Source organism: Flavobacterium sp. 5 (assembly GCF_002813295.1).
GTDB lineage: Bacteria > Bacteroidota > Bacteroidia > Flavobacteriales > Flavobacteriaceae > Flavobacterium.
This window is the reverse complement of record NZ_PHUE01000001.1, coordinates 1,107,505-1,121,291: the sequence shown is the minus strand read 5'-3', so window position 1 is coordinate 1,121,291 and position 13,787 is coordinate 1,107,505. Positions and strand designations below refer to the sequence as shown.

General features: G+C 33.6%; 14 protein-coding genes. 9 read left to right on the top strand and 5 right to left on the bottom strand.

All coding sequences use genetic code 11. The features are described 5' to 3' along the window. Positions 1-16 precede the first annotated feature (16 nt). Positions 17-1,099, bottom strand: coding sequence for a DNA alkylation repair protein (locus CLU82_RS04555; RefSeq protein ID WP_100841971.1), 1,083 nt, complete (start codon positions 1,097-1,099; stop codon positions 17-19). Positions 1,100-1,820: 721 nt separating this feature from the next. Further along, complete coding sequence (locus CLU82_RS04545; RefSeq protein ID WP_100841969.1) at positions 1,821-2,936, bottom strand: AI-2E family transporter; 1,116 nt, start codon at positions 2,934-2,936, stop codon at positions 1,821-1,823. Between the two features lie 271 nt (positions 2,937-3,207). Between CLU82_RS04545 and glgA the strand changes: the two genes are divergently transcribed. Next, a complete protein-coding gene (gene glgA / locus CLU82_RS04540) occupies positions 3,208-4,434 on the top strand; it encodes a glycogen synthase (protein WP_100841968.1) in 1,227 nt (408 codons plus the stop codon). A 202-nt stretch (positions 4,435-4,636) separates the two neighbouring features. Here glgA and CLU82_RS04535 read toward each other — a convergent pair whose 3' ends face one another. Genes CLU82_RS04535 through CLU82_RS04525 form a run of 3 tightly spaced genes read right to left on the bottom strand, consistent with a single transcriptional unit; the run spans position 4,637 to position 7,099 of the window. Further along, positions 4,637-5,452: a DUF5995 family protein gene (locus CLU82_RS04535; protein ID WP_100841967.1), complete on the bottom strand. Its 816-nt coding sequence runs from the start codon at positions 5,450-5,452 to the stop codon at positions 4,637-4,639. 54 nt (positions 5,453-5,506) lie between these two features. Then, positions 5,507-6,520 (bottom strand): DUF481 domain-containing protein, encoded by a 1,014-nt coding sequence (locus CLU82_RS04530; protein WP_157813321.1) that lies wholly within the window; start codon positions 6,518-6,520, stop codon positions 5,507-5,509. A 42-nt stretch (positions 6,521-6,562) separates the two neighbouring features. Further along, positions 6,563-7,099 carry a hypothetical protein gene (locus CLU82_RS04525; protein ID WP_100841965.1) on the bottom strand — a complete coding sequence of 179 codons (537 nt, stop codon included), beginning with the start codon at positions 7,097-7,099 and terminating at the stop codon, positions 6,563-6,565. 643 nt (positions 7,100-7,742) lie between these two features. On the opposite strand from CLU82_RS04525, the gene CLU82_RS04520 reads away from it, so the two are divergent. The 8 genes from CLU82_RS04520 to CLU82_RS04485 all read left to right on the top strand — a co-directional run bounded on the left by CLU82_RS04520 (position 7,743) and on the right by CLU82_RS04485 (position 13,740). Then, positions 7,743-8,072: a winged helix-turn-helix domain-containing protein gene (locus tag CLU82_RS04520; RefSeq protein ID WP_100841964.1), complete on the top strand. Its 330-nt coding sequence runs from the start codon at positions 7,743-7,745 to the stop codon at positions 8,070-8,072. 63 nt (positions 8,073-8,135) lie between these two features. Beyond that, positions 8,136-8,705 carry a molybdenum cofactor guanylyltransferase gene (locus CLU82_RS04515; RefSeq protein WP_100841963.1) on the top strand — a complete coding sequence of 190 codons (570 nt, stop codon included), beginning with the start codon at positions 8,136-8,138 and terminating at the stop codon, positions 8,703-8,705. Beyond that, entirely contained in the window at positions 8,702-8,944 is a 243-nt protein-coding gene (locus CLU82_RS04510) for a MoaD/ThiS family protein (protein WP_100841962.1), read from the top strand. The genes CLU82_RS04515 and CLU82_RS04510 overlap by 4 nt, the downstream gene beginning before the upstream one ends. 144 nt (positions 8,945-9,088) lie before the next feature. Then, positions 9,089-10,153, top strand: coding sequence for a HesA/MoeB/ThiF family protein (locus tag CLU82_RS04505; RefSeq protein ID WP_157813320.1), 1,065 nt, complete (start codon positions 9,089-9,091; stop codon positions 10,151-10,153). A gap of 35 nt (positions 10,154-10,188) precedes the next feature. Continuing rightward, the gene (locus CLU82_RS04500) at positions 10,189-10,635 is read left to right on the top strand and encodes a molybdenum cofactor biosynthesis protein MoaE (protein WP_100841960.1); all 447 of its coding nucleotides are present in this window, start codon (positions 10,189-10,191) and stop codon (positions 10,633-10,635) included. An 81-nt stretch (positions 10,636-10,716) separates the two neighbouring features. Continuing rightward, positions 10,717-11,637 (top strand): bifunctional molybdenum cofactor biosynthesis protein MoaC/MoaB, encoded by a 921-nt coding sequence (gene moaCB / locus CLU82_RS04495; RefSeq protein ID WP_255409729.1) that lies wholly within the window; start codon positions 10,717-10,719, stop codon positions 11,635-11,637. Continuing rightward, positions 11,627-12,634, top strand: coding sequence for a GTP 3',8-cyclase MoaA (gene moaA, locus CLU82_RS04490; protein ID WP_100844934.1), 1,008 nt, complete (start codon positions 11,627-11,629; stop codon positions 12,632-12,634). Before moaCB ends, moaA begins: the two co-directional genes overlap by 11 nt. A gap of 89 nt (positions 12,635-12,723) precedes the next feature. After that, positions 12,724-13,740: a 2-hydroxyacid dehydrogenase gene (locus CLU82_RS04485; RefSeq protein WP_100841958.1), complete on the top strand. Its 1,017-nt coding sequence runs from the start codon at positions 12,724-12,726 to the stop codon at positions 13,738-13,740. Positions 13,741-13,787 lie beyond the last annotated feature (47 nt).

The following is a 13,787-nucleotide window of genomic DNA, read 5'->3' as shown; positions in this document are numbered from 1 at the left end:
TTTTTCTGTCGATTTTTTAGTCAATCAATTCAAAGGTAAGACTATCTTTTTCTTCTCCGTTTACGATAATAGAAAGCATTTGTTGTCCTGTGTAAAATTTCCGAGTAGTTATTATTTTAAAACTTTGCTTTCGGTTAATGTGTAAAGATTGATTGGACTCTAAAATTCGTTCACTTATTTTAAATACTTTCTTTGAAAGCTGTCCGTTTTGTCGAAGATAATAAATAGCATATTCAAGTCTTATAGTTTGAGGTTTATCGTCGTTGTTTTGAACAAAGAATGAAAACTCCAAAGCATTTCCAATAGTTACTTTTGGCGTGGCTATTTTAAAATTGGCAACAGCAACTTTTGAACTATCAAGCCCAAAGTGTTTTAAAATATCGATATTTCCTTGTTTCAAAAGAGTTCGGCAAGCGTGTTTGATTATCGCATCGGTTTCTTTGCTTTGCCCTTTCCATTTGGTGGCAATTTCAATAACTATTTGTGGATTATCTTTCGCAATATCGTTCAGATTATTGGCAACGCTTCGTCTCACATATTCGGATGAATCCGATTTTAGAATGGTCAATAAAGACAAAATAGGCTCTGGATTTTTTTTGAGTTCAGGAAGTGCCATTGCCCATGGCAAACGAGGTCTGCAGCCTTCGGAAGCAAGCCTTCGAATATGATGATTGGGAGATTCAGCCCATAGTTTCATCATTTCAAGAGTTTTGTCAAAATCGTGTTTCAAAAACTCCCGAATGGCAAATTCTGATGAACCAAACTGTGTGTAATAGGTCAATGCTTCCATTGATGTTTCAAAATCATGAACACCATATTGCCCAACATAATCAGGAAAAATAAGCGAAGTGTACCCTTTGGCAGTGTTTGGAATTACGGTGTTTAATAGTTGTACAGCTTCTTTAAAATCTGCAGGAAGATGATTTTTGAGTGTTATCGTAGTGAAACGTAAGCGTTCATTTAGAGATCTGCTTTCCAATCCGTTTGTAACCGCTTCCACAAATTGCTTAGTGTCAAAGCCTGCATCAGCTTTATTAAATTGGGTTGCCAAATGCTCATAGAATTTTTTATTGAACATCTCCTTCAATTCTGTTGCCATGTTTTATCTTTAATGATTAGAAAATACCACTGTAAAAGTAGCATTTTCTCTATTTAAAGAATTATACAGTAACGCTAAATTCTAGGTTTAAAAGTATTTTGGGCGTGACCCTCCCGAAAAGGTCGGGTCGGGCTTTCCGTTCCCGCTTTTTTTTATTCCGTAAAAAAAACGAAATAAAAAAAGAGCTCCACTATAAACGAAGTTCACTGAACTCCGATTAAAAAAATATCAGTGAAGTAATCCCTCACGCAGAAGAACGGAACAGTAATAATTTAACATAGGTGTATTTATTCGGACTTTTGTTTATTCTTTAAAAGAATAAAAAGTGAAAAAAGGAATGCCAAAATGTAAACAATTGCCAAAGGGGTATTTCTAAATTTAAAAGTGTCGAAATCAAATTGCTTATAAATTACGACACCCAAAATAATAGCAATGATTGTAAATGAAAAATTAGATGTTTTGCTGTCCATAATTAATTATTTTATTTGTTATGAAGTTGTTTTAGATTTCTATTTGTTTTTTCACTGATTTTTTTGTGTTGTAAACTGATTATTATATTCTTTGTGACTGTAAAGTTGTTGTGTGCCCGCGTGAAGGATAGAAGCAAGCTACCAAAGTAGCGCGTATAGCCTGACAGCAGACCGAAAAAAGGGCTTATACCCGCAAAGAGATTAAGCCCTTTTTTTGGGATGGTGGCACGCCCAAATGTAAATTATAAACGTTATTCTTCTAGTTTTTCATCAATTAATGGTTCGCCTAGTTCTATGTCTTTTTCCATATCTATCCATGAAAGGAAAAATTTATAACCCAACGTTAGGATAACTGCTCCCAAGAATAATCCAATGAATCCATTGAAAATAAATCCTCCAATCGCTCCAAGAAATATAACGAGCATAGGTGCAGGAGGATTACCTCTTCCAAGGAATATTGGTTTTAGTATATTGTCTGAAATCAAAGTAATTCCTATCCATACAGCTAGTAAAGTTGCGGTAGTAGTGTCGGCTACAGAGAATGTATAAATGACAATTGGGATGGCAATTGGTCCAATTCCGATTTGAATTATTGCTAGGAAAAGACAAATTATTGTAAAAATTCCCGCGAAAGGAACATCGGCAAAGAAGAATCCCGCTCCTGCCATTAGTGATTGTATTAGGGCTACTCCCAAAAAACCTTTTACAACGCTACGAATTGTAATTACAGTCACATCGGCATAATGTTCTCCGTTGGTACCAATTAGTTTGATGAAAATATTTTTGGATACTTTAATTAATGATTCAGAATACAATAATAGTCCCATCGCAATGATAATGGATACAATAAATTGCAGAATTCCTTTTCCGATTCCCGCCAAAGCAAGCAATAGCCAAGCTCCGGCTATTTTTAATTGGTCCGAATATTTAAGTGCAACTTTGGAAATATCTTCGGAAGCAGATGACCAAATTTCTACTATTGGTTTTGTGATGGTTGGCCAGCTTTTAGTGGTTTCTGGCGGTGGTGGAATCAAGTGCTCATTGGTTTGATAGTAATGGGCGAAATTATTGATTTCTTCGTATAAGGATTGTGAGATGAGTATGCTAGGAACGACTAAAAGTGTAAGTAATATTAGTGCAACAAATATGGTGGCTAAGACTTTTCGGCCTTTAAATAATCTAACTACTCTTTCGTAAACCGGACTGAAGGCTATTGCGATAACTATTGCCCAGACTATAATTAAAACAAAGGGTTTTAAAATGTCATAACACCAGCCTATTAGCAGGAAAAGGACACCAAGCCGTATAATAGTATCGGCAATTTTTTCGAAATTATATCCGTAGAAATTTGAGTTGTTTTGATTCATTTTTATTTTTTTTGGTTGAATAAAAAAAGGAACGGTATTATTATGCTAATCTAGTTAAATTGTAGTAATTATTGTCATTAAATAATGATGTCTTTTGTGAAAAATTTATGTTTTTTGTAGGTAAAGACCAAAAATATTCAAAAAAATAATGAAGTGTTTGGGTATAAAATAGATTGGGGTTTCGTATTTTTACTAAATTGAGAGTTGAGTGTGTTTCAAAGTTTTAATGGTTACACTTGAGTCATTTTTTTAATTTTTAATTATCTGCCAAATGAAAATAGCGCTTTATAGTAATGAATTTCCACCAAATATTTATGGAGGAGCAGGAGTTCATATTGATTTTTTAAGTCATGAATTGGCTAAGTTGGCTCAGGTTGAGGTTCGATGTTTTGGGGATCAAAAAGAAGATAAAGATTCTATGCATGTAGAAGGGATAAATTCTTGTTTGACCAAAATGGTCGATCCCGAAAATGAACACATAAAGATGTTTCATAACTTAAGCCGAAATGTAGAAATGGCTCAGGCTACACCAAAAGCCGATATTGTTCATTGTCATACTTGGTACACACATTTGGCTGGTGTTTTTACTAGGGAATTATTGCAAGTTCCTTTGATATTGACAACTCACAGTTTAGAAACGCATCGCCCTTGGAAAGTTGAACAATTAGGAAATGGTTACTTTATGTCCCGATGGATTGAAACCAATGCTTATAAAACTGCTGATGGTGTTATCGCCGTGAGTGAGCAAATGAAAACCGATGTAATCGAAGCTTATGGTGTAGATCCCAAAAAGGTAACGGTAATTCATAACGGAATCGATCCTGAGTTTTACAAACCTACTTTTGATGAAGCTTTGTTGGCTGAATATGGTATTGATTCAAAGATTCCATTTGTGCTTTTTGTTGGTAGAATTACACGTCAAAAAGGAATTTCACAATTGATTGAAGCTGCTCAATATTTTAATGAAAATTGTCAGATTGTACTATGTGCCGGAGCTCCCGATACCGAAGAAATTGCAATTGAAACTTCCAACCTTATTGATGAGCTTAAAGCTAAAAGAAAAGGAGTAATCCTAATTTCGGAAATGCTGCCTCGTGATAAAGTCAAAGTATTATACAGTCACGCCCGAGTATTTGCCTGTCCGTCTTTGTATGAGCCTTTCGGAATTATTAATCTGGAAGCAATGGCTTGCGAAACGCCTGTTGTGGGTAGTCATGTAGGTGGAATTCCAGAAATCCTTGTCGAAGGAGAAACAGGATATTTGATTCCATTGGAAAGTGTTTCTAGAACTAATTTTAATCCATTGCATTCAACCGAATTTCAAAAAGCATTCGCTGTCAAGGTAAATGCATTATTGGATAATGAAGAGTTGGCGACAAAAATGGGTAAAGCAGGTCGAGAAAGAGTTTTAAAACAATTCAGTTGGGAATCTATTGCGAAAACTACCTTAAATTATTATGAGGAAGTGATTGCCAGATTTGAAAAAGAACAGGCTTAAAAGTTTTTAATAAAATACTGAATTTATTCAGGTTAGATCTAGCAGGTTTTAAAAACCTGTTAGTTCTCTTCAATGTAAACAGGTGACTGATTAAATTTCTGATTTGGATAAATAAAAAAGCAATCTTCATTCTTAGTAAGAAGATTGCTTTTTGGATAATGAAAAATGTTCTTTAATCTGTTTTTTTGATTGTTGATATAAACTAACTTAGTACAGCACATTCAGGAGTTATAACCGTTTCTGTGATTGGGTTGTATTGTACTTTGCTTAATTCAATGATTTTTTGAGCCACGGTTCCTCTTTCAAATAATCGAATGAGCTTGAAAACGCTACTTACAAGATAACCGGGATTCGAAACTAATCTGGCTATTTTGGTAACTTTGATGTCTCTTTCCTGTATGGAGGCTTCTCTTTTATTTTCAGGAAGCAGTACAAATTCAGTGGCATATTTCCATGCACCGTCTCTTGCGGTTTTCATGCTGAAATCAATAAAAAAATTGTCTATTTTGCCGGATAATTTCAATATGTATGTCAATGTTGGCCAGATTTCAACTAAGCATTTTTCGACTCCTTCTACCAGATTGCTTAGGATTGTATTTATTTGATTGTAATCAGAATGTAAGTCAAAAATACTTTCAGGAGTGCTGACTTGTGCACAGGCAATTCCTAAATCTAAATTAACATGGGCGTTGATTCCCATTAGTAAATGTTGGGCAACAATTGGCCAGTATTCTTCTCCTTTCGTAAAAGAAAACTGCCAGCATTCTGAACATTTTTCTTTTGCTTTAAACTGATAATATGCTTTTAAATACCGATTGGCAAAAATGACATCTATTTTTTCCATCCGTTCTGGATTTTGAAATAAACCTGTTTCTATGCCGTTTTTTATTTGCAGTGTAACTTCTCTGTATAAAGTCGTAAACAAACCAATAGCACATTGTTCTATTTTTGATGTTTCAATTATTTTATCCAAACACTGAATAACTTCGTTTATAGTAGTGGCTTGTTGCATGTTCATTTATAATTGGTTATGGTAATTAAAGAAAAGCTAATGTAATTAATTTTTGACAACTTATTTTAATTCCCAACCAAATCCTGTTGAGAAAACATAATCATTTTTAACGGCTGAAGATACGGGCTGGTTATCAAAGTTGGCTTGTAATTCGGTTTTAATATAAAAATCATAAGGCAAATCATATTTGATTTTAAAGCTATAATCAGCTCTAAACCTTCCTTTTTCAGATAAACTTGGATAACCAATTGCAGAGGCAAATAAGTCTATGTTTTTAAAGTTGAACATATTAAATTGTGTGATTATTTGCATCTCTGTGGATGTTTTATTGTCATCAGAGTTCGAATAATTTTCAATATTGTATGTCAAACCTGTTCCGACCAAAAAGAATAATTTGTTATTTCGAACCAAATAATTTCCGACTCCAAGACTAGGAGTAAGCCTTCCGCTTAATTCTTGGCTTGTATTGGATAAGAAGGATAAGTTGGAAGAAATGAACCAATTATTCTTTAAATATCTTTTACTATCAATGGACCAGTCAATTCTTTTGATATCGTCAACATCATCTTGGGTAGTATATAATTGGTTGTATTGTGCCCGATGAATCCATTTTTCGCTAATGTAATTGAGAGCTCCAGCAAAATTGAGTTGTTGACTATTATTTGATTTGGTTATCACGTAGCCAAAGTCGAAGGAACCTTTAAAATGATTCCAAAATCCATCATCAATTTTTCTAAGCGACACAATTTGATTCAGTTGAACCATAACTGTAGTATTATCTTCTTTTGTGATAGTAATTGTGTTTTCGGGAGGCGTTGTTTTGATATAACCGTAAACTCTTTGTCCATTTGAAAGTGCTACAGTGTACCTGTGTTCAAGGTTTAAAGTAGCTACTTTATCGAATGTAATACTGAAGTCGCTGTCACTATAAGGCGTTTTTACTGTTAAAATGTTGCTTGACATTTCTTTGAGTTCACCCACGATAATGTCTTTGTTCTTAAAAGTTATAGTGTCTTTTTGAGCAAATAGTGTCATAAAAAACAGCCCGAAAAAAAGGAGTAAAGTGTTTTTCATAATCATATTTTTATTGTTGATTAAATCAAACTAATAGAAGATTTATTTACCGAATTTTTTTGCTACACCAACGCTTAAACCCAAACTGTCATAAGTTCCCCATTTGTTGTCATATACAAAATTGGCTAAAAACTCCCATTCATTAGGTAATTCTACACTGTATTCTACGCCAAGTCTGGTTACAAATAGATCTTCTTCTTTGGCAAATTCTCCTCCTAAACCAGCTTCGAATGTAAAGTGTTTTCCTGGTTTGTATCCAGCAGCCAAAAGACTGGCAATTGGTCTGGATCTTTCGATTATTTGGTTGTCTTCATCTTCAACTTTAAAATTTTCTATAACCATATCATTATGTAATCCTATGCTCCATTTTTCAGTAAACAGATAATTGTAATCAAGCGCAAAATTAGGGAGTGCGAGCCATTTTTTTTCTCCATCAACTTCACCTTGACGAAGATGAGTATGGCCTAAAAACAAGGCTATAGAATGATGTGGTTTGAAAACTTCTTCGGTTGACTCTTTTTCTTGGGCAAACCCAAAAGATGCAAAAAAAATGAAAAAGTAAAGTGAATATCGTTTCATGTTCTTTAATTTTTAAGTTTAGAATTTGGTGTTTTAGAATTTAATTTTCCTCTGTAGTAATTCCTTTGCCATATCTTTTTATAATGGAATGATGAGAGTCAATATATTTTCAATTGAATTGATAAATGTTTTGATTCTTTACTTTTCTATGAGAACACCGGCAATATAACATATCAATAGAATGAAAAACAAACTTACTAAGAAGAGAATGCCAATTCCAAAAAAAATGTAAATCAGGGAGATTGTTTTTTATAGGTGAAATTAATTTTTTTATTAGTAATAATGCTTTTTCTAATATAAATAGCAGAAAAATTAAGGGCATCAAGAAAATTAAAATCCCATTAAAAATTCTAGAGAATATTTTATGATACCATTTCATGCTAATTTTCATTTAAGTTTTGTGAGCTTTTTTTAAGCAGGATAAATTATGCAATCAAAAACTGTAATTGTCTGTTTGTAACGGGGTTATTCAAAATTAGTTTATTTTTTTTCGTTTAACAAGAAAATTGGTGTTTTCAAATTTTTATTGCAATTTCATTAAAAGGAGTAAACGTTTAATTTCTTAACAAATAGATCGTCAATTGTCTTTTCTATAAAAAAGGCTTTCGCTATATTTGTAAAAGTATAACGAAATGATTTTAAGTTGAAAATTAAAAGTAAAATTTGGATTGAAACTGATGAAGGAATTATCATTAGTGAAGGACGTATTCAGTTGTTAAAGCTGATAGAATCAACGGGTTCACTCAATAAAGCCGCTAAGGAAATGAATATTTCCTATCAAAAAGCATGGAAACTAGTCGATGCTTCCAACAAAGCCTCAAAAGAACCGCTAATTGCAACTCAGATAGGAGGTAATAAAGGCGGAGGCACTGTTATAACTCCTTATGGGAAATCACTTATCGAATCTTTTGAAAAAATCAATAGAGCATGTTGGGAATTTTTAGACCTCCAGCTTGAAAAACATTCGTTATAAACATAGAATAATATAATTTCCAGATTAACTAACCAAAACCAAATAACCAGTAAAAACGAGAAAATGGAAAAAAATGTAACCGCAATAATTTTAGCAGGTGGAAAAAGTGAACGCATGGGAACTGATAAAGGTTTGTTGGATTTAAACGGAAAACCATTCATTACACATATTTGTGATGCTTTGAAGCCTATTGTCGGTTCTAATATTTTAATTATTTCGAGTAATAAGGAATATGATGCTTTTGGTTATACCAGAGTGGAAGATATTATTGAAAACAAAGGCCCTGTTGGTGGATTATACTCAGCTTTAAACGCTTCTAAAACCAAAGTAAATTTAGTTTTGAGCGTGGATGTTCCTTTCGTGTCAACTGAATTATTAGAATGGTTAGTGGCTAGTCATGATGAAACTTTTATGGTGACACAAACTACAATTGGAGATAAAACAAGTCCACTTGTTGGCGTTTACGATCGTTCGATGCGGGTTGTTTTTGGTGAACATATTGCTGGAAAACAGTTAAAATTAAGAACAGTGATAGATGATGTTAAACATCAGACTATTACTGTTCCGGAAGAATGGAATAATCAAGTTCAAAATATAAACACACAAGAAGAATATCAAAATTTAATCAAATGACCATAACGTTAAAATATTTTGGTTCGCTCGTTGATATTACCCAGAAAAAAGAAGAAATTTTTTCTATGGAAGAAACCAATGCGTCAGTTTCTTTTTTGAAATCTAAGATAGAAACGACTTACGAAGAATTAAAAAAAATGAATTACTCGATTGCAGTAAATCAATCAATGAGTAGTTTGGATTACAATATAAAAGATCAGGATGTAATTGCTTTTTTACCGCCTTTTGCGGGAGGTTAATTTTTAATTTTGGCGTGACCCTTCGTGAAAAACTACGGGTCGGGTTTTTCGTTCCCGCTTTTTTTGAGGCTGAAAAACGCCTCAAAAAAAAGCCCCACTTCAATCCCTCACGCAGGCAACTGTTCTAAAAATAAAAGAATACAAATGATTAACATAAACAGATATTCCAGACAAATGATGCTTCCTGAAATAGGAGAATCAGGTCAACTAAAATTACAAAATGCTCGTGTTTTGGTAATTGGTGCCGGAGGTTTGGGCTGTCCAGTTTTGCAAAACTTAGCAGGTGGGGGTGTTGGAACTATCGGAATTGTTGATGGAGATGTGGTGGACGAAACCAATTTGCACCGTCAATTGCTTTATACTTTGAAAGATTGTGGAAAGGGGAAAGCAGAAACTGCAAGAAACGCTATTTTACAACTCAATCCAGAGTTAAAAGTAAATGTTTTTCCAGAATTTTTTAATGCACAAAACGCCTGCGAAATTGTTCAGGATTATCAAATTATTGTAGATTGTACCGATACGCTTACCGTTCGTTATCTGATAAATGATTTGGCTGTAGTTAAAAAGATTCCTGTGGTGTATGCTTCGATTTATAAATTTGAAGGACAGGTTTCGGTTTTCAATTATAAAAATGGACCAAGTTATCGTTGCCTTTTTCCAGAGCAGGAAGGATTGAATGCTGTTCCGAATTGTGTTGAATCTGGAGTTTTGGGTGTTTTGCCTAATACGTTAGGAACGTTACAAGCTACTGAAGTTCTCAAAATAATATTGGAAATCGGTACAGTTTTATCAGGGAAATTATTGATTTATGACGCTTTGCATTTTCAAACTCAAATCATTGATTTTGCTAAAAATCCTAAAGCAATCGAAAAAGGATTTATAAACGGAAGTCAGCTTTTGAATCGTAAAAAAACAATAGAAGATCTAAGTCCTGAGGCTTTTTTAGAAAAATGTAATCAGTTAGGAATGGTTGTTATTGATGTTCGGGAAACGGATGAAAAACCAGAGTTTAAAGGAAAAAATGTTATTCAGATTCCGTTAAGTGAATTGGAAGAATACAGTAAAAAATTGGATAAAAATCAAGAGATCATTTTGTTTTGTCAAACGGGTCAACGAAGTTTGTCAGCAATGCATCATCTCCAAAAATCAGGATTCGTAGGTGTCTTTCATTTAGGAAGAGGGATAGAGTCTCTGAATAATCAATTGTAATAACAATTCAATAAAAATAAAAATTACAAAATATAATGTCAACAGATAAACCAAAGAAAAATTCTTTCATTCAGGGACAAATAACATCAGAGTTCATTGGGAATTCGATTGCCAAACACCAAAGTAAAACTACTATTGGTGCTCATAATATTTTCTTAGGTCAGGTTCGTGCCGATGTAATTGATGGAAAAATAGTTACAGCTATTGAGTACACAGCTTATGAAGAAATGGCAGAACAAGCTTTCTATGAAATCAGGGAAGCAGCTTTCGCTAAATATGAATTATCCTGTTTACATATTTATCATAGTTTAGGAACTGTAAAAACAGGGGAGATTTGTTTGTTTGTTTTTGTTTCGGCACCAAGACGAAAAGTGGTCTATAAAGCTTTGGAATTTTTGGTAGAAGAAATAAAAGAAAAGACAGCGGTTTTTGGAAAAGAAATTTTTGAAGACGAATCGTATACTTGGAAAAAGAACTCATAAAAACACAGATTATACAAATTGTCACAGATTTTGTAAAATAAGCGTAAATCTTAATTCAAAATCAAAAATCTAAAATCAAAAATCTTCATGGTTGATATTACTCATAAAATTATTACCAAACGCACCGCCACGGCGCAAGCGATTGTAAAAGTTGGTTCTCCAGCGACAATGCAGGCAATTTTGAATAACACTGTTCCAAAAGGAAATGTGTTAGAAGTAGCTAGAACTGCAGGTTTATTCGCTGTGAAAAATACTTCTAACTCTATTCCCGATTGTCATCCGATGCCGATTGAATTTACGGGTATTGAGTACGAGTTTTTGGAAGATTCGATAGTAATTAATATAACAGTCAAAGCAATTTACAGAACAGGTGTTGAGGTTGAAGCGATGCATGGAGCATCAATTGTAGCTTTGACAATGTATGATATGCTAAAACCTATCGACAAACAAGTTGAAATTTCGACGATAAAATTACTCCACAAAAAAGGTGGAAAATCAGATTTTGGAGTTAAAGAAGATCTGGATTTATCGGTAGCTGTAATTGTTTGTTCGGACAGTGTGGCTAGCGGTAAAAAAGAAGACAGAGCTGGAAAAGTAATTTCGGATAAAATTAAAAAGTTAGGATTAAGCATTTCTAATTTTACGGTGATTCCAGATGAGGTAAGTGACATTCAGGAAACGATAAATAAATTGTGTGCTGGTAATAAGGATTTGGTTATTCTAACGGGTGGAACAGGTTTGTCTAACAGAGATGTTACTCCGGAAGCGGTAATTCCGTTATTGGATCGACGAATTCCTGGTATAGAGGAAGCAATTCGTTCTTACGGTCAGGACAGAACGCCTTATGCGATGTTGTCCAGAAGTGTGGTAGGTTTTAAAGGAAATACGCTGATTATGGCTTTGCCAGGTTCTACGGCAGGAGCCAGTGAATCGATGGATGCTGTTTTTCCATCAATATTGCATTTATTCAAAATACTAAATGGTTTTAACCATGGAAAATAAAACAATTCAAATGCAGGACACTCACGGTAGAGGGCATAATTACCTCCGCATTTCGATTACAGAACATTGTAATTTGAGATGTACCTATTGCATGCCTGCCGAGGGGATTGCGCTTACGCCAAGAGCGCATCTGATGACTGCGGATGAAATTGTTACTATTGCCCAGACTTTTGTGAATTTGGGCGTGACTAAAATTAGATTAACCGGTGGTGAACCTTTGGTTAGAAAAGATGCTAAAGACATTATTCAACGACTCGGAAAACTTGGAGTTGAACTAACTTTAACTACCAATGGAATTCTGGTTCACGATTTTATAGATACTTTCAAAGAAGCTGGAATTACAACTTTGAATGTAAGTATTGACAGTTTGAAAAAAGATAAATTCAACCAAATTACGCGTCGCAATTATTTTGAAAAACTAATAGAAAATCTCGATTTATTGGAGAAAAATAATTTCAAGGTAAAACTAAATGTTGTGGTTATCAAAGGCTTCAATGATAACGAAATTGTTGATTTTATTGAGTTGACTAAAGACAGAAATATTCAAATCAGGTTTATTGAGTTTATGCCTTTTGATGGGAATCGTTGGGATAAAGAAAAGTTGGTGAGTTATGCTGAAATCCTTTCGCAAGTGAATGGCTTCTATTCTGAATCGAATGTAGAAAGAATTCAAGACAAACCAAATGATACCGCTAAAAATCATAAAATAGCATCTTATAACGGAAGCTTTTCTGTAATTAGTTCAGTGACTAATCCGTTTTGCAGTACTTGCAATCGCATCCGATTGACCGCTGATGGAAAACTAAAAAACTGTTTGTTTTCTAATACTGAAACTTCTTTGCTGGATACTTTAAGAGCAGGAGAATCAATAGAACCTCTTATTTTTCAAAACATAAAATCTAAACACGCCATGCGAGGCGGTATGGATGATGATGCCAAATTTCAAAATCCTGAACTGTTTTCTCAAAACAGGAGTATGATTAAGATTGGGGGATGATTTTTAAATTTTTACTCTTATAACTTCATCAGATTTAGTTAGCTTTGTTATTCATCTAATAGATTTTAACAGGAATAATACAAGGACTTATGAAAACTGATTTAACGAGCCAAAAAATTTCCTTTTTTTCGACACAGCCTTACGATAAAAATTTCTTTAATAAGTACAATGAATCTGGTTTCGAATTAGACTTTTTCGAAACACAGCTTAATCCGCAAACAGTTACCTTAATTCAGAATTCTGCTGTTGTTTGTGTTTTTGTAAATGATATTGTAAACGAATCGGTTATTAAACAATTAGCAGATAAAAATGTAAAAATTATTGCTTTGCGTTGTGCAGGTTTTAATAATGTCGATTTAGAATCTGCCAAGAAATACAATATTAAAGTCTGCAGAGTTCCCGCTTATTCGCCTCAGGCAGTTGCTGAACATGCGATGGCAATGATTTTGACCTTAAACAGAAAAACGCATAAAGCCTACAATAGAGTTCGAGAACAAAATTTTTCATTAAACGGGTTATTGGGCTTTGATTTGCACGGTAAAACAATCGGAATTATAGGAACTGGAAATATTGGTAAAGCTTTCTCTAAAATCGCTTTAGGGTTTGGATGCAAAGTTTTGGCTTATGATATCATCACCAATCCTGAAATGGAAAAAGATGGAGTTGTATTTACGGATTTGAATACTGTTTTTAAAGAAAGTGAAATTATTTCATTGCATTGTCCTTTAAATGATGCGACCAAGCATATAATAAATAGAAATTCTATTGCTTTGATGAAAGACAATGTCATGATTATCAATACAAGCCGTGGTGGTTTGATCAATACATCAGATATAATTGTGGCTCTAAAAGATGGTGTTGTTGATTATTTAGGAATTGATGTTTATGAACAGGAAGAGAAATTGTTTTTCAGAGATCTTTCAGAGGATATAATTCAAGATGATGATATCCAGCGTTTAATGAGTTTTCCAAATGTTTTGGTAACTGCACATCAGGCTTTTTTTACTAACGAAGCTTTAACGCAGATTGCTTTGGTTACTTATGATAATATCAAATCGCTGTTGCTTGAAAATGATATTGAAAATAAATCGGCTTTGTTGGTTTAAATAAAATCTCAAATGACTAAAAAAACACTCCTATTACTTAGTCATGG